Origin of the sequence: Bacillus sp. Y3 (assembly GCF_008123875.1) — a bacterium.
In the GTDB taxonomy this organism is placed as follows: Bacteria; Bacillota; Bacilli; order Bacillales; family Bacillaceae; genus Bacillus; species Bacillus altitudinis.
In genome coordinates this window covers 146,791-172,916 of sequence record NZ_VSSC01000001.1, presented here as the reverse complement: position 1 = coordinate 172,916, position 26,126 = coordinate 146,791, and the positions used below count along the sequence as shown (strand labels likewise).

Annotated in this window: 27 protein-coding genes and 1 pseudogene; 20 read left to right on the top strand and 8 right to left on the bottom strand. The window is 42.5% G+C overall.

The window, feature by feature from the left end:
- Positions 1 to 25 precede the first annotated feature (25 nt).
- Positions 26 to 1,231, bottom strand: a complete 1,206-nt coding sequence (locus FXF70_RS00935; protein ID WP_148779681.1) for a DUF418 domain-containing protein — start codon at positions 1,229 to 1,231, stop codon at positions 26 to 28.
- A 236-nt stretch (positions 1,232 to 1,467) separates the two neighbouring features.
- Between FXF70_RS00935 and FXF70_RS00930 the strand changes: the two genes are divergently transcribed.
- The 9 genes from FXF70_RS00930 to FXF70_RS00890 all read left to right on the top strand — a co-directional run bounded on the left by FXF70_RS00930 (position 1,468) and on the right by FXF70_RS00890 (position 10,072).
- Positions 1,468 to 2,163 (top strand): response regulator transcription factor, encoded by a 696-nt coding sequence (locus FXF70_RS00930; RefSeq protein ID WP_148779680.1) that lies wholly within the window; start codon positions 1,468 to 1,470, stop codon positions 2,161 to 2,163.
- The gene (locus tag FXF70_RS00925; RefSeq protein WP_148779679.1) at positions 2,150 to 3,457 is read left to right on the top strand and encodes a HAMP domain-containing sensor histidine kinase; all 1,308 of its coding nucleotides are present in this window, start codon (positions 2,150 to 2,152) and stop codon (positions 3,455 to 3,457) included. The genes FXF70_RS00930 and FXF70_RS00925 overlap by 14 nt, the downstream gene beginning before the upstream one ends.
- Before the next feature lie 37 nt (positions 3,458 to 3,494).
- Positions 3,495 to 3,923 (top strand): phosphate-starvation-inducible protein PsiE, encoded by a 429-nt coding sequence (gene psiE, locus FXF70_RS00920; RefSeq protein ID WP_024719769.1) that lies wholly within the window; start codon positions 3,495 to 3,497, stop codon positions 3,921 to 3,923.
- A gap of 288 nt (positions 3,924 to 4,211) precedes the next feature.
- Positions 4,212 to 5,123: an alpha/beta hydrolase gene (locus FXF70_RS00915; RefSeq protein ID WP_035389322.1), complete on the top strand. Its 912-nt coding sequence runs from the start codon at positions 4,212 to 4,214 to the stop codon at positions 5,121 to 5,123.
- Positions 5,124 to 5,194: 71 nt separating this feature from the next.
- Positions 5,195 to 6,097 carry an alpha/beta hydrolase gene (locus FXF70_RS00910; RefSeq protein ID WP_148779678.1) on the top strand — a complete coding sequence of 301 codons (903 nt, stop codon included), beginning with the start codon at positions 5,195 to 5,197 and terminating at the stop codon, positions 6,095 to 6,097.
- A gap of 139 nt (positions 6,098 to 6,236) precedes the next feature.
- Positions 6,237 to 7,190, top strand: coding sequence for an ABC transporter substrate-binding protein (locus FXF70_RS00905; RefSeq protein WP_148779677.1), 954 nt, complete (start codon positions 6,237 to 6,239; stop codon positions 7,188 to 7,190).
- A 70-nt stretch (positions 7,191 to 7,260) separates the two neighbouring features.
- A complete protein-coding gene (locus FXF70_RS00900) occupies positions 7,261 to 8,277 on the top strand; it encodes a FecCD family ABC transporter permease (protein WP_007500383.1) in 1,017 nt (338 codons plus the stop codon).
- Positions 8,270 to 9,307 (top strand): FecCD family ABC transporter permease, encoded by a 1,038-nt coding sequence (locus FXF70_RS00895; RefSeq protein WP_057079118.1) that lies wholly within the window; start codon positions 8,270 to 8,272, stop codon positions 9,305 to 9,307. The genes FXF70_RS00900 and FXF70_RS00895 overlap by 8 nt, the downstream gene beginning before the upstream one ends.
- A gap of 21 nt (positions 9,308 to 9,328) precedes the next feature.
- Complete coding sequence (locus FXF70_RS00890) at positions 9,329 to 10,072, top strand: IucA/IucC family C-terminal-domain containing protein (protein WP_148779676.1); 744 nt, start codon at positions 9,329 to 9,331, stop codon at positions 10,070 to 10,072.
- A gap of 15 nt (positions 10,073 to 10,087) precedes the next feature.
- Here the strand turns inward: FXF70_RS00890 and FXF70_RS00885 are convergent, their stop codons facing one another.
- Positions 10,088 to 10,966, bottom strand: coding sequence for an endonuclease I family protein (locus FXF70_RS00885; protein ID WP_116306160.1), 879 nt, complete (start codon positions 10,964 to 10,966; stop codon positions 10,088 to 10,090).
- Between the two features lie 173 nt (positions 10,967 to 11,139).
- Here FXF70_RS00885 and FXF70_RS00880 point away from each other — a divergent pair, with 173 nt between their 5' ends.
- Positions 11,140 to 12,375 carry a pyridoxal-phosphate-dependent aminotransferase family protein gene (locus FXF70_RS00880; protein ID WP_025207926.1) on the top strand — a complete coding sequence of 412 codons (1,236 nt, stop codon included), beginning with the start codon at positions 11,140 to 11,142 and terminating at the stop codon, positions 12,373 to 12,375.
- A gap of 163 nt (positions 12,376 to 12,538) precedes the next feature.
- Positions 12,539 to 13,732, top strand: a complete 1,194-nt coding sequence (locus FXF70_RS00875) for an MFS transporter (protein ID WP_019743815.1) — start codon at positions 12,539 to 12,541, stop codon at positions 13,730 to 13,732.
- 48 nt (positions 13,733 to 13,780) lie between these two features.
- On the opposite strand, the gene FXF70_RS00870 is transcribed toward FXF70_RS00875, so the two are convergent.
- Positions 13,781 to 14,938, bottom strand: coding sequence for an oxalate decarboxylase family bicupin (locus tag FXF70_RS00870; RefSeq protein ID WP_148779675.1), 1,158 nt, complete (start codon positions 14,936 to 14,938; stop codon positions 13,781 to 13,783).
- 64 nt (positions 14,939 to 15,002) lie between these two features.
- A complete protein-coding gene (locus tag FXF70_RS00865) occupies positions 15,003 to 16,175 on the bottom strand; it encodes a PucR family transcriptional regulator (RefSeq protein WP_148779674.1) in 1,173 nt (390 codons plus the stop codon).
- Positions 16,176 to 16,486: 311 nt separating this feature from the next.
- Here FXF70_RS00865 and FXF70_RS00860 point away from each other — a divergent pair, with 311 nt between their 5' ends.
- The 4 genes from FXF70_RS00860 (at position 16,487) to yunB (ending at position 19,988) form a co-directional block, all read left to right on the top strand.
- Complete coding sequence (locus FXF70_RS00860) at positions 16,487 to 17,338, top strand: DUF72 domain-containing protein (protein ID WP_007500400.1); 852 nt, start codon at positions 16,487 to 16,489, stop codon at positions 17,336 to 17,338.
- A 63-nt stretch (positions 17,339 to 17,401) separates the two neighbouring features.
- The gene (locus FXF70_RS00855; RefSeq protein WP_148779673.1) at positions 17,402 to 18,775 is read left to right on the top strand and encodes a bifunctional metallophosphatase/5'-nucleotidase; all 1,374 of its coding nucleotides are present in this window, start codon (positions 17,402 to 17,404) and stop codon (positions 18,773 to 18,775) included.
- A gap of 67 nt (positions 18,776 to 18,842) precedes the next feature.
- Complete coding sequence (locus FXF70_RS00850) at positions 18,843 to 19,148, top strand: YunC family protein (RefSeq protein ID WP_007500404.1); 306 nt, start codon at positions 18,843 to 18,845, stop codon at positions 19,146 to 19,148.
- A 69-nt stretch (positions 19,149 to 19,217) separates the two neighbouring features.
- Positions 19,218 to 19,988, top strand: a complete 771-nt coding sequence (yunB, locus tag FXF70_RS00845) for a sporulation protein YunB (RefSeq protein ID WP_017367991.1) — start codon at positions 19,218 to 19,220, stop codon at positions 19,986 to 19,988.
- A 78-nt stretch (positions 19,989 to 20,066) separates the two neighbouring features.
- Here the strand turns inward: yunB and FXF70_RS00840 are convergent.
- Positions 20,067 to 20,521, bottom strand: a pseudogene (locus FXF70_RS00840) (DUF2691 family protein).
- Positions 20,522 to 20,743: 222 nt separating this feature from the next.
- Here FXF70_RS00840 and FXF70_RS00835 point away from each other — a divergent pair.
- Entirely contained in the window at positions 20,744 to 20,974 is a 231-nt protein-coding gene (locus FXF70_RS00835; protein ID WP_008346846.1) for a hypothetical protein, read from the top strand.
- Between the two features lie 72 nt (positions 20,975 to 21,046).
- Here FXF70_RS00835 and FXF70_RS00830 read toward each other — a convergent pair whose 3' ends face one another.
- A complete protein-coding gene (locus FXF70_RS00830) occupies positions 21,047 to 21,991 on the bottom strand; it encodes a M23 family metallopeptidase (protein WP_262368775.1) in 945 nt (314 codons plus the stop codon).
- A gap of 323 nt (positions 21,992 to 22,314) precedes the next feature.
- Here FXF70_RS00830 and lipA point away from each other — a divergent pair, with 323 nt between their 5' ends.
- Positions 22,315 to 23,211 carry a lipoyl synthase gene (gene lipA / locus FXF70_RS00825; RefSeq protein ID WP_008360456.1) on the top strand — a complete coding sequence of 299 codons (897 nt, stop codon included), beginning with the start codon at positions 22,315 to 22,317 and terminating at the stop codon, positions 23,209 to 23,211.
- A gap of 39 nt (positions 23,212 to 23,250) precedes the next feature.
- Here lipA and FXF70_RS00820 read toward each other — a convergent pair whose 3' ends face one another.
- Positions 23,251 to 23,886 carry a YhcN/YlaJ family sporulation lipoprotein gene (locus tag FXF70_RS00820; protein WP_007500413.1) on the bottom strand — a complete coding sequence of 212 codons (636 nt, stop codon included), beginning with the start codon at positions 23,884 to 23,886 and terminating at the stop codon, positions 23,251 to 23,253.
- Between the two features lie 120 nt (positions 23,887 to 24,006).
- On the opposite strand from FXF70_RS00820, the gene FXF70_RS00815 reads away from it, so the two are divergent.
- The 3 genes from FXF70_RS00815 to FXF70_RS00805 are packed head-to-tail and all read left to right on the top strand — an operon-like array spanning position 24,007 to position 25,528.
- The gene (locus FXF70_RS00815; RefSeq protein ID WP_008346837.1) at positions 24,007 to 24,282 is read left to right on the top strand and encodes a YutD family protein; all 276 of its coding nucleotides are present in this window, start codon (positions 24,007 to 24,009) and stop codon (positions 24,280 to 24,282) included.
- A gap of 19 nt (positions 24,283 to 24,301) precedes the next feature.
- Positions 24,302 to 24,736, top strand: coding sequence for a DUF86 domain-containing protein (locus FXF70_RS00810; RefSeq protein WP_017367989.1), 435 nt, complete (start codon positions 24,302 to 24,304; stop codon positions 24,734 to 24,736).
- Positions 24,737 to 24,757: 21 nt separating this feature from the next.
- A complete protein-coding gene (locus FXF70_RS00805) occupies positions 24,758 to 25,528 on the top strand; it encodes a TIGR01457 family HAD-type hydrolase (RefSeq protein ID WP_148779671.1) in 771 nt (256 codons plus the stop codon).
- A 42-nt stretch (positions 25,529 to 25,570) separates the two neighbouring features.
- Here FXF70_RS00805 and FXF70_RS00800 read toward each other — a convergent pair whose 3' ends face one another.
- Positions 25,571 to 26,071 carry a phosphatidylglycerophosphatase A family protein gene (locus tag FXF70_RS00800; RefSeq protein WP_024719755.1) on the bottom strand — a complete coding sequence of 167 codons (501 nt, stop codon included), beginning with the start codon at positions 26,069 to 26,071 and terminating at the stop codon, positions 25,571 to 25,573.
- Positions 26,072 to 26,126: the final 55 nt, after the last annotated feature.

The window sequence follows — 26,126 nt, the reverse complement described above, 5'->3', positions numbered from 1 at the left end:
ACTGTCGTAATTCGCCTTTTTTCTATTACTTCGCCGCCTGAAATGTATTTGTTTTCGATTTGTCATTGACCTTTCCATACGTCAGCTGACGCCAGATAAATTCCATCGGTCCAGACTTAAATCGCTTTAACCATAACGTACTGAAAAGGACAAGGAAGGCATACACGCCAATGCCAATGAAGAACGTACCAGCGGGTTGAAGATGATCTGCAAGTCCGGCTCCATATTTCAGAAACAGCACTGTTCCAATGATCGAGTGAAGCAAATAGCAGGTCAGGGACATCCGTCCGACCTTGGTAAAAACCATCAAAGCACCTCGCAGCTGAGGAACATGCAAAAACAGCATCGCAAGTGAACTCATATAGAACATACTGCCAGTTAATCCTCCGTTTTGCTCAAGTGCTGAGACAATGTTCATCCATGGCGTATGTTCAAAAGGGGTGACCGCTGTCATAATCGTACTGCCTTGTGTGATAAGAAAAGCGATTGTACAAATCATCCAAATACGATTCCAAATCGCTTTTTTCGTCTCCATGTTTTTGAAAAACGACATTTTCACAAAATACACACCAAGTAAAAACATGAAGAACATCGAATAGACGGTGGAAAATGAGCTGGAAGCCATCGTGACCATATCGGACCACCGGTCACCAATAGATGCTAAATAAGTCAGACTGTTGTGGCTAGTCAGCTCGAAATCAGCAAAATCCGGCTTGCCTGATGATCCCGTACTAATGGTATTGAGCAGCATGGTGAAAAAAGGCGTGAGCAATTGAATCACAAAGAGTGTGATCAGCCAGTACAGGATGGTTTTGGCTGTGCGTTTGTAAAAGAAAAGCAATAAGAAGCCCGCGACAGCATAATAGGTTAAAATATCTCCAATCCATACAAACGTGACATGCAGAAGACCAATCCCTAAGAGAATGGTTAATCTGCGAGCAAACAGCTTGTTCGGACTGTCCACCTTCTGAGCAGCTCGATCCATAAAAATCATAAACCCAACCCCGAATAGAAAGGAAAATAACGTAATGAACTTTCCTGAAGCAAACCAATTCACCAAGTTGTGAAATACATCATTAGACTCCATCTCAAATCCCTTGACCGAATCCACAATCAAAAAATAGTTGACCAAAATAATCCCCATTAAGGCGAATCCTCGTACGATATCCAAGAAATGCACCCGTTCTTTGAGACTCATTGGTTGTCCGTGTTCTACCTTGCTTACATTCATATTAATGCTCCTTTTCATGTATTGGATCTAAAGATAGATCCTTCAATGAATCAATATACAGGCCAATTCTTAATCATTTATGAAGATCCAATTTTTTGAAAATAAATGTGACAACTTGATGGCAATTGATCATATTCATAAACACTTAAGATTTATGGTGTATCTTTTCACATAGCTAGATGATATATAGTAATAATATATAAGAATGAAGTCATGGAGGATGAGGTGAGAGAGATATGACCCATCGAATATTAGTTGTAGAGGATGATCAGGATATTGGTGACCTGTTGCAGGAATCTCTGACACGTACAGGGTATGAGGTGTTGAGAGCCATGAATGGCAAGCAGGCATTGCATGTTATAGATGATTCGCTGGATTTGGTGATTTTGGATGTCATGATGCCAGGTATCTCCGGTATAGAAACGTGCCAGCAAATAAGAGCCTCCTCAAACGTTCCCATTTTATTTCTGACAGCCAGATCAAGTACATTGGATAAAACAGAAGGATTACTCGCTGGCGGAGATGATTATATGACAAAACCTTTTTCAGAGGAGGAGCTTCACGCTAGGGTCATGGCGCAATTGCGCAGATATACCATCTATCAGGAAAAAAAGGAACAGGCAGAAACCTATTTAGTTGGCGGTAGCCTGAAGGTGAGTGAAGAATTTAATGAAGTATGGAAAGGTGGGCAGCAAATCAAGTTGTCTGATTTAGAATATCGGATATTAAAACTGCTCATGAACAAGCGAAACAAAATATTTTCTGCTCAAAATATTTATGAAAGCGTGTGGGGCCAGCCTTATTTTTATTGTTCAAACAATACGGTCATGGTGCATATCCGAAAGCTGCGTGCCAAAATTGAAGATGACCCGGCTCGTCCCGTGTATATCAAAACAGAATGGGGGAGAGGATACCGGTTTGGCACATCGTAAATATACGCTGACCAAAAAGCTGTCACTGCTCATTTTGGTCGCTGCTATCGTAAGTGGTGTTGTCTTTTTGACACTGCAAAAGATTACTGATCACCTGATTGAAGGATATTTAAGTTCGGATGAGTACTATAAGGAAGAATCTGCTAGATACATTCAAACATTCAGCCGCTACGTTTCAGAACATGAGCTGACTTCAACGGATCGAAAAGCATTCGGTGAGTGGGTGAAAAAAGAAGATTATATTAATCTCACTGTTTACAAGGATGAAGTGCTTCAATATGACTCGATTTACTCTGCCGCTGACGAATCGGCCTATGGGAAAGAAAAGGTGACCGACTACGCAAAGCGTCATTCTTACCCGGTTCAATTTAGCGACGGAGAAGGGAGGGTTATGGTAGACGGGTTTTACTCCTCTCGATATCACGATCTCGCCTTTACACTAGAACTGCTTGGTGCAACACTCATTTTTCTCATGATTGTACTTGTTGGCATTCGCCGAAGTCTGCGGTACTTGCAAACAATCCGTGAAGAGATTCATATTCTTGAAGGCGGTGAGCTCGATTATGAGATGACAGTGAAGGGGCATGATGAATTGGCCATGATTGCAAAGAGCATTGAGGATTTAAGAACAGCCTTTTTGGACAAGCTTCACGCTATTGATGATCTGCAGGAAGAGAGCCGCAGTTTAGTGACCGAAATGTCGCATGATATGAGGACCCCGCTGACATCACTCATCATGAATCTGGAATTTGCGAAAAAAGACGAGGTTCTAGCGGATACCCGCAAGGAGCAATATATAGCGAGTGCGTATGGAAAAGCCCTGCAATTAAAGAATCTGTCTGACAATCTATTTGCTTATTTCCTGCTGGATAAAGAGCACGAGTCAGAGCTTGAAACCGTTGCAGTGAAAGAAGTGATTTATGATCTTCTATCAGATCAGGTCGCCCTGCTGCATCAGGAGAATTTCACGGTCCATATTGTAGGCGAAATGCCGGATAGCTATATTAACGTAAACGTCGAGGAACTTGGCAGAGTGTTTGATAATGTGATGTCAAATTTACGTAAATACGCAGATCCTGAAAAGGACATTCAGATCACTTTTTTATCCGACCTAGATGTCTTTGAAATCCATGTGAGCAATGCGATAAAAAAGACAGACATCATCCCGGAAAGCAATGGACTCGGGGAACGAAGCATCAAGCGGATGATGTCCCGAATGCATGGACAGTTTGAAAGTGGAGAAAAGAACGATACCTACTACATCGTGCTGCGATTTTGGAATACCAAAATGTAGAGAGCAAAAACAACATCATGGAATGGGGAACAATCTGATGAAACGATTCAACAATTTCCAAAAGGTACCTGATCTTCTGCAAGCCCTTCTGAATATCTGCCTGTTCTTTCTAGCGATTGCGCTAAGCGTACTCTTAATTAGTGAAACATGGTACATCGTACAATTCGTCTATAAAACAGTGTTTAACAAAGGAGAAAGCTATTATGGAATGCTTGGCGAGCTGCTGATCTTCTTTATGTATTTTGAGTTTATCGCCTTAATCATTAAATACTTTAAATCCAACTTTCATTTTCCGCTGCGTTATTTTATTTATATTGGCATCACAGCTGTCATCCGTTTGATTATCATTGATCATGAACAGGCCGTATCGACATTCTGGTGGGCACTGGCCATTCTTGCGATGACCTGTGCACTCTTTATCGCGAGCAAAAGAGATACTGCTCATGAGCATGAGGAAGTGAAGTGAGGAAGAAGGACGAGTGGTCAACGCTCGTCTTTTTTGTGTTTAAATGAACAGTTTTTGAATATGTGTTGATTAATGAACAATGATTGAAAGATTGACAATTGATGATGATGTATCTAGAAAATATAATATAAATAGACAGGTGTTCATAAATGAATAGATGTATAGAAAAAGTATTCTGTCCAAAGCAGTTAACGGATTCACAAGTTCTTATGTTATGCTTTAGAAAAAGAGAAACCATTCTTTTCCTAGACATTGATTGTCATCATTCTATCTATAGGGGTCGATCGTATGCGAAGTATTCAAAGTTTGTTTGTTGAATGGTTACTTGTACTTACAAAGAAGAAACTGAATGTTGAGGGGTATTTAGAAGAACGAAGAATGGCGAATCAATTACCTTATGTGCTGCCTGAGAAGTTGAAAAAGAAATATCACATCACCAAAAGCAGCACGTTTTCAGTCGATACGTACATGTTGAAATCAGATGTGCAGCCAGATGATCATCAGGTGCTATTTTTACATGGAGGAGGCTATATTGAGCAGCCGCTCGTATGGCATTGGCGTTTCTTGGATCGATTGACGAAGCAATTAAATAGTACGGTGTATGTGCCAGTTTATCCTAAAGCACCGAATCATCAGTATATGGATGCAATCGAGAGTGTTCTCCCAGTTTACCAAGCTCTTTTAGAAAAAGGAACACCAGAAAAAATCGTCATCATGGGTGATTCTGCTGGCGGCGGTTTATCGCTCGCCTTTGCTCAATACTTAGCAAAAAAAGGTCTCCCGCAGCCTGGAAACATGATTCTATTATCACCATGGCTTGATGTGACATTAAGTCATCCTGATATCGCTAAAATGGTTCCAAAAGAGCCAATGCTCAACCTAGATTTACTGATCGAATCGGGCAAAGCCTATGCAGGTGATACAGATGAAACACATCATTTGATCAGCCCGATCTATGGAGAAATCAAATCGTTAGGACGAATTTCTGTTTTTATTGGCACTCATGAATTCTTTCTCCCAGATGCCCGGAAATTTAAAGAGATGGCAGACAAGCAGGGTGTTCCCATCAACTATATCGAATACCCAAAAATGAATCACGTCTTTCCTGTCTTCCCTATTCCCGAAGCGAACCAAGCGTTAAAACAAATTGTCGCTATTATTGAGAGTAAGACGTTCCCTTTGAGGGATATGACAAAATAGGATGCGAACATGAGGATGGCCAGCAATGCTCTAGCCATTCTCGTTTCTAATTGGAGGATCAAAAGTTAATTATGAACGAAACAGAACCGTTCTCATTTACAAGTATGCAGGAAGCAGCTCCTGTAGCTATTCCAGAAAGACAGTTCATTCAATCACATGACGGCATACGTCTTGCTTATTATCCGTTTTTATCAGAAACAAACACGCAGACCAATGTGATCATCATTCATGGCGGAGGCGCTCACAGCTTGGCTGGTTATGAGCATATTGCCTATACATTGCAGCATGATTTTCACGTGAATGTGTTTTTGCTGGATTTGAGAGGTCACGGACATTCTGGAGGAAAAAAGGGAGATACACCCAAAGTCACTGACGTATGGCAAGATATTTCGCAAGTTGTGGATGTCATCAAACAGCAGCACGAAGGAGCACTTTATCTTTGTGGTCATTCCTCTGGAGCTGGATTGCTGCTTCAATATCTATCTTGGGGTGAAAAAAGAAAAGTAGACGGTTACTTTTTTATTGCTCCTGAATTTGGCTACAAATCTGACACAGCGAAGTCTAATCAAGTCCCTTTTGCCACAGTTCAAGTTTGGAAATTTGTGCTATCTGCGATGACAAAAGGAAGGCTGATGGGGCATTCAGAAGCTGTACGATTTCACTACCCAGCATGGGTGATTGCACAAGATCCACTTCTTTTAACATGCATTACCATCAATATGTCTCTTGCCTTAACGCCATCTGCACCTCAAAAACAATTTGCAAGGCTGGATCAGCCTTATGGCATGTTTGTTGGAAGCGAGGATGAGTTATACGACGTAGACAAATTTCATCCATATCTGGCGCTTCCAAATCAGCAGGTGAAAAATCAATCTGTTTACCAAGTGATAGAAAACCATACTCATTTGTCCATTTTACTAGAATCAGGAAAAAAGATTGGGCATACAATCCAAATGTGGAAAAGTTCCAATTAACCTGAACAACTAGTCAACACTCTACCTTTTTCTTAAAAATTTACATTGACACCATCCTTTTCTATGATAAAATCATAGTGTGATAATGAGAATCGTTATCAAACGATATGACTACATATAGAATGGATAGGTGAGGTACATGTTCAAAAAATCTTTTTGGTCGCTATTAGTTGTGCTCTCCATCATATTACTTGCGGCTTGTGGCAGTAATAGCAGCGAAGGCAAGTCAGATAGTAATGAGAAAACAAGAACCGTTGAAAGCGCTATCGGTTCAACTGAAATTAAAGGATCGCCTAAACGTGTGGTGACGTTGTATCAAGGAGCAACTGATGCAGCCGTCGCTATGGGCATTAAACCAGTGGGTGTTGTAGAATCTTGGCTTGAAGCACCTACGTATAAATATTTAAGAGATGATTTAAAGGGTGTCAAAATTGTTGGGCAGGAAACACAACCAAACTTAGAAGAAATTGAAAAGCTGAAACCAGATGTCATCTTTGCATCAAAGATTCGCCACGAAGAAATATTTGATCAGCTGAAAGAAATCGCGCCAACTGTTGCAACTGACACAGTGTATACTTTTAAAGATACAGTAAAGTTAATGGGTGAAGCGCTAGATCAGCAAGATAAATCAAAAGAATTGCTGACGAAGTGGGATGACCGTGTCGCTGATTTCAAAGAAAAGGCAAAGAAAGACATTAAAAACTGGCCAATGAGTGTGTCTGTGGTGAACTTCCGTGCAGATCATGCAAGAATCTATCAAACTGGGTTTGCAGGTTCAATTTTAACAGAGCTAGGCTTTGAAGGTCCAAAAAATGTCAAAGATAAAAAGCAAGATATCATTACACTTACAGACAAAGAGAGCATTCCACAAATGGATGCAGATGTGATCTATTACTTCATGGATGATCAGGATAAAGCAGTTGAAAAAGCATATAAAGAGTGGACAAGTCATCCTTTATGGAAGCAGCTTGATGCAGTGAAAGCGAAACAAGTGCATAAAGTGGATGAAATCACTTGGAACATGGCTGGCGGTATCACCGCTGCAAACATGATGCTTGATGATATTTATGATCGTCTAGGGCTTGATAAATAAGTGTAGCAGAGGAGAAAATGTGAAAAACCATTTTCTCCTTTTTCCATAACAGATTGAAAGCGGGAATCAGATGAGAAGTTTATTAAAAAAGGATTCGAGCAAGGCACTGCTATTTGCTGGATTCATCGTGTTGATGTTGGTCTTTTTTATGCTCAGTATTTCTCTTGGGCAAACCTCAATTTCCCTCAAAGCCACCATCCATGCGTTTCTTCAGTTTGATGAGTCAGATCCAAACAGTGTGATTGTCATGACATCCAGATTATCAAGAGCTTTAATTGCGACGGTTGTTGGATCAAGTCTAGCGATTTCAGGTGCACTCATGCAGGCATTGACGAGAAATCCGCTGGCTGCACCAGATCTTTTAGGTATTAATGCAGGTGGACTCTTTTTTATTGTGATTTCGATTGTTTTCTTTTCTACTGAGTCGTTAACAGGTTATATGTGGACGGCCTTTTTAGGCGCTGCCATTGCAGGTATGCTCGTCTTTCTTCTAGGCTCCATTGGAAGAGACGGACTGACACCGGTCAAAATTGTACTCGCAGGTGCTGCGATATCTGCTCTGTTTGCGTCCTTTACTCAAGGACTTTTAATCGTGAATGAACAGTCCATTCAAAGCATCCTGTTCTGGATGGCTGGTTCAGTGTCAGGAAGAAGTATAGATATGCTGCTGCCAGTGCTGCCTTATATTCTTGGGGCGACTGTGGTGGCGCTGCTTCTTGGTCGCTCGATCAATGTCCTTTTATCGGGTGATGATATTGCGAAAGGGCTTGGCCAGCGTACGCTTCTTTTGAAGATGACGATGGGGGTACTTGTCGTCTTTTTAGCAGGAGGTTCCGTCGCTGTTGCAGGATCCATTGGATTTGTTGGTTTTCTTGTGCCGCATATTGTGAAAAAGCTCGTTGGACCTGACCACCGCTGGGTACTGCCGTATTGTGCCGTTGTAGGGGCGTCGCTTTTACTTGTCGCAGACCTTGCCGCTCGTTTTCTGATCATGCCGCAGGAAGTACCGATTGGTGTCATGACGGCGGTAGCAGGAGCGCCTCTATTTGTTTATCTCGTGCGCAAGGGGTTGAAGACAGGTGGCTAAAACATACACAGTGCGTTCAAAGGGCGGACGCATTTCATTTCAATTTTCAAAGCGGACGTTTTTAATTTTACTATTATTGACAGGCATTGCCTTTGGTTTATTTATTCTGAGCCTTTGTATGGGCAGCCGGTTTATTCCGCCTGCTGATGTGCTGCTACATATCTTCGGACAAGGCGAGGGAAATACGTTTGTATTAAATACGTTGAGGATTCCAAGGACCCTGCTTGCGGTTTTAGTGGGAGCGGCACTTGCGGTATCGGGGCTTATTTTACAAGGTCTCATTCGAAATCCGCTTGCATCGCCTGACATCATAGGAATTACGAGCGGTGCGTCGTTTGGCGCCATTATGTTCATCGTCTTTTGGATGGGCACTGTGCCTATTGCTTATCAGTCGTTGTGGGCCATTGCAGGCGCTTTTGCGGTATCATGCCTGATTTATTTGCTTTCATGGAAAAAAGGCGTCAAGCCGATCACGCTCGTCTTGATGGGGATTGGGATTTCCGCCATTATGAAGGCGTGTGTGACGTTTACTCTTGTGCTCAGCGATACGATGACCACGACCAAGTCATACATCTGGCTGACGGGCAGTTTATATGGTTCTACAATGAAGGACGTCATCGCAATGCTTCCTTGGGTATTGATGATTTTACCGATTGTCATGGTGCTGGCAAGAACGATGAATGTGAAGGAGCTTGGAGATGATCTTGCAACAGGTCTCGGGGTCAAGGTTCAGGCGAAGCGGTTATTCTTTCTACTGATGAGTGTGACATTAGCCGGTATTGCCGTTGCCTTCGCAGGCGGTATTGAATTTGTCGGACTGATGGCGCCGCATGTTGCAAGGATGATCATCGGTCGTTCCTTTATTGCGCTTGTTCCAGCATCTGCGCTTGTTGGAAGTATTCTCGTGATGCTGGCAGACTTAGTTGCGAGAACGGCTTTTCTCCCGTTAGATGTCCCGGCAGGTGTGTTTACGGCTGCAATCGGCGCACCGTTCTTTATTTATTTGTTATATCAACAGCGAAATCGTTAAACGAAAGATGGGGGTTTTGATATGAAGCCAGAGTGGGTTGAGAGAGAATTACTTGATTTCGGGGTACACATCACAAATGGACCAATGACATCTGATCGCACACTTGCTGCGCTTTTTTCAGAAGCATCTATCAGACGTTTATTAGAAGCTGAAAAGGAAGCGATGCATGCACCGAATATAGCAGTGGCGGCGTCCATGTTTTCAAAACGCTATGCCTATTTAGCTGTTAGTTCTACTTTGTACTTGATGACGATGTATGATGCTGTCTACCGGTTTTCACCAGAGGCGTGTGTCTTTAGAGAAGATCGTAAAATTGAGCTAGATGAAACGCTCTGTTCATTTGTTCAGTCAGAAGGAGATCGTCATGAGTGGAGAGAGCAGGTCGTCCGCATGCTATTTACGCAGTGTGTCACACCTCTTTTAGATGTATTGAAACGTACTTCAAGACTTCCGTATTCAATTTTATGGGAAAATGTAGCGGTACGTATCAATTCTCTTTACCGTAGCATGATGCGAGAAACGGAAGAGCCTAAAATGAAAGAGCGCGTACGGGAGGATTATTTGTTTCTGAAGAAGGCATCGGGTGATCTTTTCGGAGCGAAGCAAAATCCTTTTCAGCACAGCTTAAATTTAGATGAAAGTTTGCTAGACACATCAAATCGAAAGACTTGCTGTATGTATTATAAGCTTGAGAAAAAATCAGAGAGCCTTGATTATTGTCTCGTCTGTCCGCTTGAAAAAAAGAAAGGCACTGCTTGCTCATAGCAGTGCCTCTCTTTTTTATTCCCAAATATCGCTTACCCATTCAGGGTGATCAATAAAAGGATTGCGATTGTGCTGGTACGTTTGATAGATGATTTCGTTACGATTCCGTTCGATTTGATCGACTGGATCTTGCTTGTGCCATTTCAATAGGACAGACATTTTGCCGTGAAGAGGGGCGCTTCCATTATTCACTTTGTTGTTTAATTCTAAATCTGGGAAGCGGTCATCGCCTTCATATCGGACGGCCATATAAAAGAGCATTCTTGCTACATCTCCTTTCACCCGGCTATGAGGTTCAAATGAGTCGCTGTCGTAGAAGTTGCCCGGCGCTCCCTTGTATTCATTTCCGCCTATATCAAAATCTAAATTACCTCGTGTGCTATTCGTTTGTACGTCTGTTGCCCGAAGGTGATGGAGATCTGTACCAGGTCCTTGGCTCGTCCCAAAATTGCCGTGAGATTTAGCCCACACATGCTCCCGGTTCCACTGTCCCACGTTTCCTCCATTTGCTTGCTTTGACCTGGAGATACCGCTATAGAGCAGAAGCACATTGCTTGGATTTTTTGGATCTTCATCCGTTTTCTTTAATGCATCCCAAACCTGGCTGTAGGATAGCTGCGTATGATCATCAATAATATCGTGTAATGCTTTCTTAAGAGCAGGCCCAGATTTGCCAGCAGCAGATTGGTAATAGGAATCAATTTGACTTGAAGCGGTTGTTTTCGCATGTTGAGCAGATGTTTCGGTTTGAAGCTGTAACGGGGAAAAGGTGATGGTTTGACTCGGTTCATTCAGAGTAAAGCCTTGAGCACTTGCAGCGGGAGGCAGCGGAGCGGCAAATGTACCGAAAATCATGATTCCGGCGGCCACAGTTCCAAATAAAGATCTTTTCATTCTATTTCCTCCTTCATAGGGAATGTATACTCTTTATTTCTATCATATTGCCATAAAGAAATAAATGGATTTATCGTAAATTTTATGTAATCAATTCGTAAGAAAAGAGATTGCTATTTTATCAGCATTGCTGTATAAGTGGGCATATAAGGATGGACACAGCAAGGGAGAGGATGGATAACATGAAAGAACTACACACACCTACTAGAACCATTATGACACCAGGACCTGTCGAAGTAGATCCAAGAGTCCTTCGGGTGATGAGTACACCAATTCTTGGTCAATTTGATCCTGCATTTACAGAGATCATGAATGAAACGATGACCTTATTACGATCACTTTTTCAAACAGAAAATGAATGGGCTTATCCAATTGATGGGACGTCCCGCTCAGGGCTTGAAGCTGTGCTTGCCAGTGTGATCGAGCCCGGAGATGTGATGCTCGTTCCGGTCTTTGGACGCTTCGGTCATTTGCTGATTGAAATTGGACAGCGCTATGGTGCTGAGGTACATACAATGGAATGTGAATGGGGAACGGTTTTTAAGCAAGACGACATCATCGTAGAGATGCATCAAGTCAAGCCGAAAATTGTTGCGATGGTTCATGGTGAAACATCTACCGGAAGATTACAGCCGCTTGAGAAAATTGGTGAAGCATGCCGAGCGCTTGATGCGCTTTTTATTGTAGACGCTGTGGCGACAATTGGTGGAGTCGAGGTCAAGGTAGACGAATGGAAAATCGATGCGGCAATTGGGGGCTCGCAGAAATGCTTGTCTGTTCCATCAGGGATGTCACCGATCACATATAATGAACGAGTGGCAGACGTCGTACAATTGAGAAAGAAAGTCGAAAAAGGGATTGCAACACAGGACGAACTGCAAAAACAGGTAGACATTTCTCCAATCAAAAGCAATTACTTTGATCTAAGCCAGCTGCAAGATTATTGGAGCCCGAGGCGGTTAAATCATCATACAGAAGCGACAACGATGCTTTATGCACTGAGAGAAGGGGTTCGACTTGTGCTAGAGGAAGGTCTGGAGGAACGTTTTCAGCGCCACTTGTTTCATGAAAAGGCTTTAATGGCAGGACTTGAAGCGATGGGACTTGAATTATTTGGTGATCCAGACTGCAAAATGCCGGTCGTGACGTGTATCGTCATTCCAAGTGATATCGACGGAGAAGCGGTCCGGGCTGATCTTCTTCATCATTTTGGAATTGAAATTGCGAGTTCATTTGGGCCGCTTGCAGGACGGATATGGAGAATTGGCTCAATGGGCTATAGCTGCCGAAAGGAAAATATTCTATTTGTTTTAGCAGGCCTTGAAGCCATCTTGATGAAGTACGGAGCAGCCATCAATTGTGGCGCCGGGTTACAGGCGGCTCTTTCCATCTATGAACAAGCTGAATAAAAAAGGGATACTCAAAATACTCGCCACCAGCGGGTATTTTTTATTTGGGAAAAAACGCTGTTTTTTGAAAAACTAGACTTATAGAGAGCGATATCGCTATACTGAAGAAGTTCTTATCATTTTTGTCATCATTTTCATTTATTTTGAAGAAAGAGGTTTTAATATGAAAAAAATGGGCAGATTGTACATTTTGATGCTCAATATTTTTATTGCCATGCTTGGATTTGGTCTGATCGTTCCTGTCATGCCAAGTTATATTGAAGCCTTTGGCGCAACTGGGAAAACACTTGGTTTCCTCGTTGCTGCAACTGGCCTCACACAATTTGCTTTATCACCCGTCGCCGGAGCGCTGACTGATCGATTTGGACGCAGAAAATTGATTATTGCCGGGATTGCCGGCTTTACGGTAGCTCAATTTATTTTTGCATTTGCCGATCAGCTTTGGATGCTGTTTGTGTCTCGGTTTTTAGGCGGAGCTGCTGGTGCGCTGCTGATGCCCGCCATGTTTGCCTACATTGCTGATATCACAAGTGAAAAGGATCGAGGGAAAGGAATGGGGCTATTTAGTGCAGCAATGACGTTAGGCTTTGTCATTGGACCGGGTGTTGGGGGTTATTTGGTTGAGTTTGGGATTGCTTTTCCTTTCCTCATCGCTGGTTCCTTTGCAGCCCTGTCGACGCTGTTGTCTTTCTTGTTCTTACCTGAAACTTTAACAAAGGAAAAGCAGGAAGAAGCACGATTGAATAAAGAGCTTCATTTCAATCCTTTTACGCAGATGATTCAGGCTTTAAAAACACCATACGGTTTTTTGTTTATCTTGGCCTTTGTTTTGAATTTCGGAATCATTCATTTTGAATCGATCTTTGGCTTATATGTGGACCAAAAACATGGCTTTACACCGAAGGATATTGCATTTGTCATTACAGTAGCTGGACTTGCGGGTGTCATCGTTCAAGGTGCTTTAGTAAATACCTTTGTGAAACGATTTGGCGAAATGCGTGTCGTCCGTTATGCCCTTTTAGCTGCGGCGTTTATGCTGATCGCCTGCCGCTTTGCTCCTTCCTTTTGGCTCATTTTTACGGGCTCCATTTTATTTTTATCAGCCACCTCGTTTGTTCGTCCAGCTCTTAATACATTACTTTCTAAAATGGCAGGGAATCAGCAGGGGGTAGCAGGCGGCCTCAATACCTCCTTTATGAGCCTTGCGAATATCGTCGGGCCAAGTCTTGCGGGTATTTTATTTGATGTGAATATTGAGCTGCCATTTATGTTTGGAACGCTGGTGCTTTGTATGAGTTTCATTGCTTCTATTTTATGGGCGAAAAAAGCGCAGCAACATTCCCATGCCGTATCGTAATGACAGCATAGAAAAAACCGATCAGCACAAATGGATCGGTTTTTTTCGTCATCGCTCATACTTCACAACTGGTGATTTTTCTTTATGCAACGCATGAATCAATGCATCGTCTACATGCAAATGCTCCTTCACTAATTGAGGAGGGGTTAAGGCCATCCATTGGTTCAATGAAATATCAGCAAATCGATCGCTTTTAAACATTTCTAGAAACCAAAGGCTCGTTTGCCCGATATTTTGTATGTAATGCCCCATCCCGAAAGGAACATAACCAACATCACCTGCTCTGTAATTAAAAGTGCGAGCTGTCCCGCCTGCCCCAAAAACCGTCATTTTGGCTGTACCGGTTAAATAGAATTGCCACTCATCATTATTCGGGTGCCAGTGCATTTCTCTCATCCCGCCAGGTTTTACCTCCACAAGTGCAGCAGCAATGGTTTTAGATACTGGAAAATTGCGTGAGTCGACGATTCGCACGGTTCCACCAGAGGTCACGATTGGTTTTTGACGAAGGAGCTGGTGGGTAAATGGCGGTTTGATGCCGCCGTATGGATCAGAGACTGTTTGGCTTTCAATAGATGCCGGTGAAGAGCCTTGAAACATATAGCGCTGTTTATGTGGAATGCGGTCAAACAGCTTGATTGGCACGCCGAAATTAGCAGAAAGAATGTCTTTTGGTGTATGAGCAAACCAGTCTGTGATGGTGAACGTATCAAATTCAGAAAAAGCACCATCATCAAACACAAGGAGAAACTCACAGCCATCCTCAAGACCTTGAATGGAGTGCGGAATACCGGGCGGGAAATACCACAAGTCTCCTTCTTCTACATCAGCGATCATATTCCGTCCTTCTGCATCTACAGATGTGATCCGGGCTTTGCCTAAAATCATATATGCCCATTCCGCCTGCTTATGCCAATGAAGCTCACGAACACCTCCGCGCGTAAGCCGCATGTTTACACCAGCAATCGTTGTTGAAACAGGCAGCTCTCGCTCGGTAATTTCTCTCGACCAGCCGCCATGATTCAAGTGCATATGTGTATCAGAATATGAAAATTTTAAATTAGGAATCGTCCCCGCATCCGTTTTAGGGGGAACGAACATATCTGGGTTCTCCATATCGCGCAGAACGTCTCGCGGGCCTAAATCGGTTGCGCCGGCTCCATCGTCTCGAATCGGTTGCGGGATGTGACGAATTTCCTCATCCATTTGACACCACTCCTTGTCATTCACATTTCTCCTCCAAAATATATGAGACGTAAGAAAAAAAGATTCAATCCGAATCGGATGAAAGGTGCTTTTGAATACGCAAAGCTAAGCGCAAGCGCAATGTTGCGTCAGGATCTTTTAGGCTGATCTGAAGCAGTTCTTCACATTTCTCCAGTCGATATATCACGGTGTTGCGATGAACAGATAAACGCTTGGCTGTTTCTGAAATGTGGCAATGTGTTTCGACATAAACAGATAAGGTGTGGAGAAGGTTTGGATCGACTTGTGGTTGTTCATATAATGGGTGGAGATACCGCTCATAGAATGTTGTTAAATCTTTTGGTGGGATGAGCTTCAGTAAATCTGACACATCTTTTGCTTGATAGAACTGAATATATTCAGCTCGTAATGAAAGCTGGCCTGATTGCAGAGCATGGGCAGCTTCACTGAATCCTTTTGGCAGATCGGTGATGAGATAACCGCTTAAGCTCACACCAAAGGAAATGGTGGCATTCACATGTTGTTTAATAAGGATCTGCATTTGTTTTAAAAAAGAGCAGATCGATTTGTTCATTGCCTGCCAGCCGCCAGTCTCTTCTATAAGGAAGATGCCGATATCTCCTTTGACAAAAAGAAAGGCGGGAAATGGACAGTGCGAAAGGGTGCTTTCAAGTAAAGCAAACACATCCTCTACAAGGGTTTGCTGCTTAAGGAAACAAGAGAAATGACTGCTCTGATCAAGCTGACAGACGATACATAGATAGGGAATCGTTGTGTTTAATCCAAACATGCGTGCCAGGCAGGCGACATCTTGCTCTGAGGAAATCGTTCCCTCCATCCATTTGCGAAACCATTCATTTTTGGCTCGCTCTGTCGATTGCTTGATAGCATGTTGTTTGATGCGTGAAATGGACATGGCATTTACAGCTTGTTCAATTATCAAATGCAGCCCCATGTCGTCTTGAGGATGAATGAAGGCGGGAACGACTAAATAATCATAAGCTTGTTCGTTTATATAGATAGGAAAAACAGAAAGGCTCTCTTTTGAATGAACCATAGAAAAATATTGCTGCTGCGTACTGTGAAGCAAGCGGAGCATTTGTATCCAATCTGGATTTGTCATACCTTGGGGTGAGGTGAAAAGAATACGTCCATACTGATTGATCAAATAGACAGGCTGATGAATTCTTTGGGCCACTTTTTGCAATGCTTCAACATGATGATCGACAATGTTCATATCCACTCATTCTCCTTTTTTAGAGCTGAAGCCTTTGGTGAAGATGAATAAAAAAATGGACAATCGCTGTCAAAGTCTCTGATATAAATGTTATGTTATCAGCTCCATTCAATTTAGATAGAAAGTTGTGATGTAATATCACAAAAAAGATGGCAGGGCAACATCACATCAGTCATCTTCATTCAGAAAAATGGGTAAATATGATATGTTGTAGACAGAAGAATTTCTTTCAGAAAGATGGGTATCCCAAGAAACAAAGACTTTCAATGGGAAAATCCGTTTAGACAAGCAAGTGGCAAGAGGTGAGATAGATGATTTATATCGGATTAACTGGCTGGGGCGATCATGACAGTCTGTACCCGCCGAGAATCGGCAGCTCTCAAAAGCTGTTTCACTACGCATCAACGTTTCCCATTGTGGAACTGGATGCAAGCTTTTATGCTGTTCAGCCTGAGCGCAACCATGAAAAATGGATAAAAGATACGCCAGACGCCTTTCAATTTGTCGTGAAAGCATATCAAGGAATGACCGGGCATCAAAGAGGCGAGATCCCGTTTGCTTCAAAGGAAGAAATGTTTGATGCCTTTATTCTTTCACTGACTCCTCTCATTCGAGCAGGGAAACTGGCGATGGTTCTGTTTCAATTTCCACCATGGTTTGATTGCAAAAAGGAGCACGTCCACTATTTAAGATGGTGTAAGGAGAAGATGGGGGACATTCCTTGTGCACTCGAATTCCGAAACCGAACTTGGTTTTCAGACGAGTTTTATGAACAAACCTTATCCTTTATGGAGAAAGAAGGGTGGATTCATTCCGTCTGTGATGAACCGCAAGTCGGAGAAGGGTCTATACCGCCAGTCATAAAAGCCACACACCGTGACAAAACATTGGTCCGTTTCCACGGAAGAAATAAACAAGGCTGGCTTCACCCGGCAGATCATGAGAACTGGCGTGAAGTTCGTTACTTATATTTATATAATGAAGCTGAACTAAAGGAATGGAAAAAGAACCTCGACATCCTGCATCAGCAGTCGAAAGATGTATATGTCGTATTTAATAATAACTCAGGCGGAGATGCGGCGACGAATGGCCAGCAAATGATTGATTTGCTGGATTTGACGTATTCAAGCTTATCCCCGAAGCAGTTAGATTTATTTAGTTAAACGAGAGCTGCGGCTTTCAACTTGAACGAGACGGTTCAGTGACAACTTGAGGGAGAGATCAACATGCTGCAGAAGCTATGGTTATATCATACAAACGACTTGCACAGCCACTTTGAAAATTGGCCAAAAATCGCAGCTTATATTGAAGAAAAGCGTCAAGTTCACGATCAGATGCTCTTATTTGATATTGGCGATCATATGGATCGAGTAAACCTTGTATCAGAAGCGGATTATGGAAAAGTGAATGTCAAACTCCTCAATCAGCTTGGCTATGATGGCGTCACAATTGGTAATAATGAAGGCATTACGTTGCCTCATGAGCAGCTCGACCAATTGTACAAAGACGCGCAATTCCCGGTGATTTTATCTAATTTATTTGAAAAAGGCAAAAGACCATCGTGGGCAAAGCCTTATGAAGTGATCACATTGAAGAATGGACTGAAAATCGCCATCTTAGGGGTGACCATTGCGTATACACCTGTCTATGAAAAGCTGGGCTGGGACATTACAGACCCATTTGAGAGCATACGGGAGATGCTGCAAGAAATGAAGGGACAAGCCGATGTCATTGTTCTTCTTTCCCATCTAGGCATCATCCATGATCGAGAGGTAGCCCATGACTTCCCGGAAATCGACATCATCTTAGGCTCACATACGCATCATCTTTTAGAACAGGGCGAGATGGATAATGGTGTTCTTCTTGCATGTGCTGAAAAGTATGGGCATTATATTGGCTGTGTCGAGCTGACCATTGACACAGCGAGTTGCGAGCTCATCGAGAAAAAAGCGACGGTGCAATCAGTCGACCAGCTGATCAGTGAATCCGATGAAGCGATCACGACTTTACAGAAAGCAGAAAGAAGAGCGAAGTCACTCATGCAGGAAAAAGTGACATCCATTGAATCAAAGCTCGAAACAAAGTGGTTTGATGACTCCCAGCTTCCGCAGCTTTTAACAGATGCCATTAAAGAATGGTGCGAGGCAGATATCGGCATGATGAATGCAGGGATGGTGCTTGATTCATTAGAGGCTGGCATCGTCACAAGAGAGGACATTCACCGGATATGTCCGCATCCAATTAATCCAATCAGGGTGACACTTACTGGGAAGCAATTGATCGAAACAGTGTCTCGTGGCTGTGAAGAAAAAATGGAACAGCTACGCATCAAAGGCTTTGGCTTTAGAGGCGAACTGATGGGGAAAATGCTATACAGCGGTTTGACTTATTCATTAGAAGAGGGCGAAACCAAACGAGTAAAAGAGGTCTATGTAAACGATCAACTCGTCAAAGAAGATGATTCCTATACGGTTGGCACAGTGGATATGTATACACTTGGCTCTCTTTTTCCTCATATACGTGACCATGAACACATCGAATATTTCATGCCGGAATTTTTGCGTGATGTCCTGAGCTGGCGATTGAAGGACGCAAAGTGAAATCCGCTCCAGCCTAACAACACTTGCCCTCCCTTCACATAGATTGTGTTGAAGGGAGTGAAGGGATATGGTGAATTTAACACCTATTACAATTGATGGCCATTCCTTTACAGCCGTCACCGTCAAACTGCCAAAGACCAATTTCATGGCAGTGACAAATGAGCATGGTTATATTATGTGCGGTGCACTTGATGTCGGGCTCCTAAATGAAAAGCTTGCAGATAGAGGAATCATCGCAGGAAGAGCAGTCGGTGTAAGAACCATCGAGCAATTGCTGGATGCACCTTTAGAATCTGTGACATATGCCGCTGAGTCACTCGGCATTCATGCTGGCACAATTGGAAGAGATGCATTATTAAAAATGGTGAAATAAAATGTACAGATGATTCCTATCCCCCCGCCTGTCTGCATACACTTGTAATGGAGAAGGGGGGATTTTTTATTGAGATTGAACCGCCGTTATCGCCCCTATAAAAAGGGCCCTCTGCCATTTCGTTACGTCATGCTGCTTGCCGTATTATTTTTTGTGCTCTCAACTGTCATTAGCCTATTCTTCATCAATCGTTCCATTAAACCAACGTTGATTCACATTGCTGAACTAGAAACAGAACGAATTGCCAATCATCTCATCCAATATTCTGTTCAAGATTTTGCAGATGATCAGGAGAATATGAAAGATATGGTTGTGATGAATACAAGTGAGAACGGAAAAGTGACAACTATCGACTTCAATGCGCAAGCAACATCGAAAGCAATGGCTGACCTGTCACGTCACCTTCAAAAAAATCTAGAGGACATTGAAAAGGGGAATTTTCAAAAAGAGGCAAAAGAAGCATTAAAGGATCAAACAGATGGACATGACGGCATTATATATAACATTCCGCTTGGGCAAGCGTCCGGAAATGCACTTATCGCCAACCTAGGACCAAAAGTACCTGTACGATTTAGTGTTATTGGTGACCCGCATACAGACGTTGAAAAAAACATCAAGCCATATGGCATTAACAATGCCTTGATTGATATTAGTGTGCTCATTGAGGTGAAGGTGAGAGTCATCATCCCATTCGCCTCAGAAACCATCGTCGTCAAAAATTCCGTGCCTGTCTCCATCCAAGCCGTTCAAGGAGACGTCCCAGATTATTATAATGGCAGCGGAACAAATTCAGGCGCTCCATCGATTGTTCTGCCAGAAAAAAAGGAGAAGAAAGAATAACAGCCCAATGGACGAATTGGGCTGTTTTTTTCATACGCTGTCATTGCATATAGTGTTTTTGTGATGCACGTTTTATTGTTACGAAACAGACAGTCTTGTCCTTGCATCATTTTCATCGGTGATATAGGTCACGTCTTCAAATCCACATTCCACTGCATTTTTGTATAGCCATTCGAGTGTTCCCTTATTTTTGCAATAGATCGTGACATAGGAGCAATCGGCCAAAGCTCGCATAGGCTTTCAATAAATTCTTCATAGGTCTTAATATGAGACAATGTCCCTTTTGGATATGCTTGTAAATCGGCGAAAATCATATAATACGTCTTGTTTTCAATGAGGTGTTTGAGTTTTATACCGTCCATTTCTGTTTTACCTTCAGGAAAAAGTTCTTCATCTTTTTCGCCATCAACTAGTATATTCGAGTCTTCGGTATCGATTCGCCAGCTGAATTTGGTGATGTCGATCGGTTTTAGCACTTCTCCAAGGAAGACTCCGTATTCATTTGGAATGGTAAAGGTCATTCCTCTTTTCAAAAAAACAACCCCCTAACTCTTTGTGAAGTAATTATTCATTGGCTGCGATGCTTAGACTTTTTTATGTGATCTGTTCATCTTATCCTAATTAACCACTTGATTCCATACGAATCACGTGCCATGATAAATGTTCATTGTTTTCCTTTTTGAATAGTGTAGCTATCCTGAAGGCTGATTTTTCACGATCGTCTGTTAAGAAAGTGAGAGGAGGATTTGATTGATATGAAGAAAATTCATGTAAGCGGGTTTTGTTTTTTAGTATTTGCCATTGTATTTAGTGCTAAATATATGTCAGCATCGATATTATTAGCTGGGAGTGACAGTTTGAGTGTCGACTTATTTAGAGGGATGTTTGACATGATTCCACTTGAAGTAACAGTTGTGTATCTCCTTTTTTTCATCATGGGTATTCTTTTTTTAGTTTTAGGATTGAAAGAAAAGCATAAGCAGTAACAGTAGACAAGTGATAATGTTGATACATATTAAAAGGAGAAGCCAGCGGTATCGCTAAACTTCTCCTTTTATTTATCGACGTTTCCGCTCGGCTCTTTCCCATGCCCTTAAATGAGGGTAAGGATCAAACGACCATTCAGTTCGTCCATTGTCTTTATACATGCCGTAATGAAGGTGTGGCGGGAATTTTCCTGCTGTGCCAGGTGGACCGTAACCGGAGCTTCCGACTGATCCGATGACTTGACCAGGTTCTACAATCTGCCCAGCTTTGAGTCCTTTTGCAAAGCCATTTAAGTGGGCAAAATAATGATAATGATTATGAATATCTCGAATGCCGATCCGCCAGCCGCCAAAGCGATTCCAGCCTTTCATTTCAATCACGCCGTACGATGTCGCACGAACAGGAAGACCGTAATGAGCAAAAAGATCAGTGCCTTCATGAATTCTTCTGCCTCCAAAGCCTCTCGCATCACCCCATGTACTCCTGTAGCTGTAGTCAGCGCCAACCGGAAGAGGAAACGCGTGCTTTCCAAGGTCAAGATGGCCGTAATGCTTATAGAGCTTCATAAAAGATGAAATGATTCCAACGGTTTGATCACGTCCGTAATAATCCCACAGCGCGATTTTTAATTGGTCGATGCTGCTGCCGTAATGGAGCAAGTATTGAGCAAACGTGAACAGGACATCTTCATCGTTATCGATTTCTGCTTTTCCATCCCCATTACCATCAAGCCCAATACCGTCGAACACTTTAATGCTTAATGGAGAGGTATCCTGCTTATTGGGGTTTTCTGGTCCTATCCACATTTCCCGGGGAATGTAGATACCAATCACACCTGTTTGTTTTGGTAAATCTCTTCTGCTTTTGCGTATATTGTGTTCATACTGATCAACCGAAGCAAGTACATACCACGGGACCTGTGTGGTGATGGCGATCTTTTCATACAGTGCCATTCGCTGTTTTAATTCATCTGGCTGTTTGTTTGCCCCTTGTGCATGGACTGATGCGGGAATCATTGAAAGAGCGATGATGATCGCTAAAACCACTTTCACAAACGTCCATCTCCTTTCTTCGAACATCTCTTCTACCGTTTAGTGTGGTTTGATCACGTTATTTCATAAGAAGAAAATGTTAGTAATTTTCTTCTGTTATTTTAGGAGTCTTTTGGGTATTTTTGCAGCTCATTCCCTTGTTGTTCAATCTGTACTATGTTAAAGTGTCTAAAGAAAAGGCCTTAGGCCGAAGATTCAATTTTTTGCGGCAACAGCTGCATCCATCGTATATAGCAGGAAGATGATTGTATATGCACCTTTAACGAATTCATATGGAGATGATGGAATTGGCAAAGAAGGAAGAGCACGTAAGAAAACCGGACTGGCTTAAAATTAAGCTGAATACGAATGAAAACTATACCGGTTTGAAAAAAATGATGCGGGAAAACAACCTGCATACCGTTTGTGAGGAAGCGAAATGTCCGAATATTCACGAATGCTGGGCAGTGAGAAGAACTGCTACATTTATGATCCTCGGATCTGTTTGTACGCGCGCATGCCGTTTCTGTGCGGTGAAAACCGGACTTCCTACTGAATTAGACTTGCAAGAGCCAGAACGCGTGGCAGATTCAGTGGCTTTGATGAATTTAAAGCACGCTGTTATAACAGCGGTTGCAAGGGATGACCAAAAAGATGGCGGAGCAGGCGTATTTGCTGAAACTGTTCGTGCCATTAGAAGAAAAAGTCCATTCACAACAATTGAAGTTCTCCCTTCAGACATGGGTGGCAATTATGATAATTTGAAAACGTTAATGGATACACGCCCTGATATTTTAAATCACAATATTGAAACAGTACGCAGGTTAACACCAAGAGTTCGTGCACGGGCTACATACGATCGTTCATTGGAATTCTTGCGTCGTGCAAAAGAAATGCAGCCTGACATTCCAACGAAATCAAGCATTATGATTGGACTTGGTGAAACGAAGGAAGAAATCATTGAAGTTATGGATGATCTTCTTGCCAATAACGTTGACATCATGGCAATTGGTCAGTATTTACAACCGTCGAAAAAGCATTTGAAAGTGCAAAAATACTACCATCCAGATGAGTTTGCAGAGCTGAAGGAAATTGCCATGTCAAAAGGCTTTAGCCACTGTGAAGCTGGACCGCTTGTCCGTTCTTCTTATCATGCAGACGAACAAGTAAACGAAGCGTCTAAGAAGCGTCAGGCGCAAGCATAACAAAGAAAACGCCAGAGCTCTCTGGCGTTTTTTCTCGTATTAATTTTGGCCGTAAGGTGCGTTTCGTCTCATGGTCCGATCGGAATTCGTCATGCCATTGGCATCTTCTTTCGTTGAAATATCTCCGCCTTGAGGAGAGTATTTCATTTGTTGAATCGTTTTTGTTAAAATTTGATCGAAATCACGTGAATTGGTTTGAAGACGTGAAAAATTGGCAATGGATTGAAAGTGCTCTGGGTTATCAGAGACGTACACATGATAATAACGAGGGAGAACAGAAACCGCTGTTTTTTTCACTTGATCGGCTGATTCATCTCGGTTTTTGTTGCCTGTTCGATACACAATGAGGGCATCCTCGTCTGTGACAAGTGTTGCTGCATCCTTTATATTTGGCAGCTGGATGGCTAAACTTGTAATCACGTGGGCAAGGTGCTCACGATTTAAAGCAGGGGTTCTTTCCTTTTGATCGGTTACTTGCTGGCGCTGATAACGAACATAGCCTGCTCGATTCGTATCTGCTTCTGGCATGTTGGAATTATTTCCTTCATGACGATCAGACAGGCGGATTGTCTTGCTGGAAGAATCTTCATCCACTTGCCGGTTCATGCCTGATTGAAAGCCGCACCCGCCTAAAAGCATGCATAGGAGAATAGTGGCTGTGAGTTGTTTCATCATAAATGTGACCTCCTTTTTTCTTTAGCTTCGGCTAAATCGGAAAAAACATGCTTTAGCAATTGATGGAGTTGTTCCAATGAATTATCATTAAAGATGGATCGTTTAAAAAGAGGTGAGAAGATGATCGTCATTCAGAATGCTACCTTTGATCTTGTCAGAGAAATCAAAGACGGCTTTGATGAGGAAGCGTTTAAAGCAAGGTACTCAGATATTTTAAATAAGTATGATTATATTGTGGGGGATTGGGGCTACAACCAGCTTAGGCTGAAGGGGTTTTTTGATGACCAAAACCAAAAGGCCACATTCGATACAAAAATCAGTACACTCGATGAATACATTTATGAATACTGTAATTTTGGCTGTGCCTATTTTGTCTTAAAGCGGATTAGAAAATAACGCAAAGGGGAGCGTCATGATGTATTTCGTAGACAGAAAGAAGATTGAAGAGACATTACGTTTTTTTGAGGAGCAATATAATTTGATGCGCAGTCATCAAACATGGTCAAGCCCTTTAGAAAAAAAAGCGCTGGAACGAATTGTTCATTTGCTCGTCGAATGTATTCTTGATACAGGAAATGATATGATTGACGGCTTTATCATGCGGGACCCGGGAAGCTATGACGACATCATGGATATTCTTGTGGACGAAAAGGTTGTACCGACAGAAGAAGGCACTCATCTGAAAAAACTGGTCTCGTGCCGTAAAACACTTGTTCAGCAATACCAAGAAGTGGTTCATCACGATTTGTTGCAGGTCATCAGTGAGGTAGAACAGGCGCTGCAAGTCTTCCCGAATCGAATTCGCACTTACTTGGAGCAGGAGCTTGGACCAGTATCAGCGTTTAAATAAACCATTGGAGTTGTAAGCAGCATGAAATACAAAGGCTATTTAATTGATTTAGACGGGACGATGTATAAAGGAACAGAAAAGATCGAAGAGGCAGGGCAATTTGTTCACAAGTTAAATGAGTTGAACATCTCTTATTTGTTTGTCACGAATAACTCTTCACGCACACCGAAGCAAGTAGCAGAGAAACTGGTTTCATTCGATATTCCAGCAACGGAAGAACAAGTCTTTACAACAAGTATGGCGACGGCAAACTATATCGCAGAACAAAAGAAAGATGCCTCGGTGTATGTGATCGGAGAAGAAGGCATTCAGCAGGCCATCGAAGAAAAAGGCTTGTCGTTTGGTCAAGAAGACGCTGATTTCGTTGTCGTTGGAATAGACCGCGGTATTACATATGAAAAACTAGCGGTAGGAGCCATTGCGATCCGTCAAGGTGCACAATTTGTTTCAACAAATGGAGATATTGCCATTCCGACAGAAAGAGGGCTGTTACCTGGAAATGGATCGTTAACATCTGTGCTGACGGTTACGACAACAGTGCAGCCAACATTTATCGGAAAGCCAGAGTCTATCATTATGGAACAGGCCATGCGGGTGCTCGGGACAGATGTGTCAGAGACGCTCATGGTGGGCGATAATTATGATACCGATATTATGGCAGGGATGAATGCAGGGATGGATACACTGCTTGTCCATACAGGCGTCACGACAAAAGAGCTGCTTCAGAAATATGACAAACAGCCAACCTATGTCATTGATTCATTATCTGAGTGGATTGAACGATTATCTTAATGAAAAGAGGACAAGCGTCAGACGCACGTCCTCTTTTGTGTTTTATTCTGCATTTCTCGCACTATGTGCCAGTCTGCTTGATGCTGCCGCAGCAATAGCACCGACAATGTCATCTAAAAAGGTGTGGCATTCGCCTGAGGATTTATCGTTGAGTTTCCCGAGAATCCCTGGTTTTTCTTTATCGATATATCCGTAATTCGTAAAGCCGATGGAGCCATAAATATTAACGATGGCAAAGGATAAAATTTCATCCACACCATATAGACTTTCATCTGTTTCAAGAATGGATTGCAGCGGTTCTGTCAGCTTTTTTTGCTCAGCGAGAACATCTAGTTCAACGCCTGTTAAGATGGCATTTTGGACTTCACGTTTTGCGATGACACGTTCCACATTGTGGATGCACTCTGTCATGTCTAAGCCAGGATGATATTTTTCCTGTAAAAAGAAGACAAGGTCTGCTATATCTTGAATGGTTACGCCTCGTTCCTGTAAACGGCGTCTTGCTGTTTTTTCTACTTCGTTCATCTCATGATGATGCGGCATGTTCCTCACCCAATCCTCGTAATTTGTCCACAACGTGTGAAAAAGCTTCGGATAG

Bases quoted from the DNA above. Each gene is read 5' to 3' on its own strand.
- FXF70_RS00815 (WP_008346837.1), top strand. From the start codon at position 24,007: ATGATCGTCATTCAGAATGCTACCTTTGATCTTGTCAGAGAAATCAAA.
- FXF70_RS00900 (WP_007500383.1), top strand. From the start codon at position 7,261: ATGAGAAGTTTATTAAAAAAGGATTCGAGCAAGGCACTGCTATTTGCT.
- FXF70_RS00855 (WP_148779673.1), top strand. From the start codon at position 17,402: ATGCTGCAGAAGCTATGGTTATATCATACAAACGACTTGCACAGCCAC.
- FXF70_RS00935 (WP_148779681.1), bottom strand. From the start codon at position 1,231: ATGAATGTAAGCAAGGTAGAACACGGACAACCAATGAGTCTCAAAGAA.
- FXF70_RS00865 (WP_148779674.1), bottom strand. From the start codon at position 16,175: ATGAACATTGTCGATCATCATGTTGAAGCATTGCAAAAAGTGGCCCAA.
- FXF70_RS00880 (WP_025207926.1), top strand. From the start codon at position 11,140: ATGGATAACATGAAAGAACTACACACACCTACTAGAACCATTATGACA.
- FXF70_RS00860 (WP_007500400.1), top strand. From the start codon at position 16,487: ATGATTTATATCGGATTAACTGGCTGGGGCGATCATGACAGTCTGTAC.
- FXF70_RS00850 (WP_007500404.1), top strand. From the start codon at position 18,843: ATGGTGAATTTAACACCTATTACAATTGATGGCCATTCCTTTACAGCC.
- FXF70_RS00820 (WP_007500413.1), bottom strand. From the start codon at position 23,886: ATGATGAAACAACTCACAGCCACTATTCTCCTATGCATGCTTTTAGGC.
- psiE (WP_024719769.1), top strand. From the start codon at position 3,495: ATGAAACGATTCAACAATTTCCAAAAGGTACCTGATCTTCTGCAAGCC.
- FXF70_RS00930 (WP_148779680.1), top strand. From the start codon at position 1,468: ATGACCCATCGAATATTAGTTGTAGAGGATGATCAGGATATTGGTGAC.
- FXF70_RS00805 (WP_148779671.1), top strand. From the start codon at position 24,758: ATGAAATACAAAGGCTATTTAATTGATTTAGACGGGACGATGTATAAA.
- FXF70_RS00835 (WP_008346846.1), top strand. From the start codon at position 20,744: ATGAAGAAAATTCATGTAAGCGGGTTTTGTTTTTTAGTATTTGCCATT.
- FXF70_RS00885 (WP_116306160.1), bottom strand. From the start codon at position 10,966: ATGAAAAGATCTTTATTTGGAACTGTGGCCGCCGGAATCATGATTTTC.
- FXF70_RS00915 (WP_035389322.1), top strand. From the start codon at position 4,212: ATGCGAAGTATTCAAAGTTTGTTTGTTGAATGGTTACTTGTACTTACA.
- FXF70_RS00875 (WP_019743815.1), top strand. From the start codon at position 12,539: ATGAAAAAAATGGGCAGATTGTACATTTTGATGCTCAATATTTTTATT.
- FXF70_RS00870 (WP_148779675.1), bottom strand. From the start codon at position 14,938: ATGGATGAGGAAATTCGTCACATCCCGCAACCGATTCGAGACGATGGA.
- FXF70_RS00800 (WP_024719755.1), bottom strand. From the start codon at position 26,071: ATGCCGCATCATCATGAGATGAACGAAGTAGAAAAAACAGCAAGACGC.
- FXF70_RS00810 (WP_017367989.1), top strand. From the start codon at position 24,302: ATGTATTTCGTAGACAGAAAGAAGATTGAAGAGACATTACGTTTTTTT.
- FXF70_RS00910 (WP_148779678.1), top strand. From the start codon at position 5,195: ATGAACGAAACAGAACCGTTCTCATTTACAAGTATGCAGGAAGCAGCT.
- FXF70_RS00905 (WP_148779677.1), top strand. From the start codon at position 6,237: ATGTTCAAAAAATCTTTTTGGTCGCTATTAGTTGTGCTCTCCATCATA.
- FXF70_RS00830 (WP_262368775.1), bottom strand. From the start codon at position 21,991: ATGATTCCCGCATCAGTCCATGCACAAGGGGCAAACAAACAGCCAGAT.
- FXF70_RS00890 (WP_148779676.1), top strand. From the start codon at position 9,329: ATGAAGCCAGAGTGGGTTGAGAGAGAATTACTTGATTTCGGGGTACAC.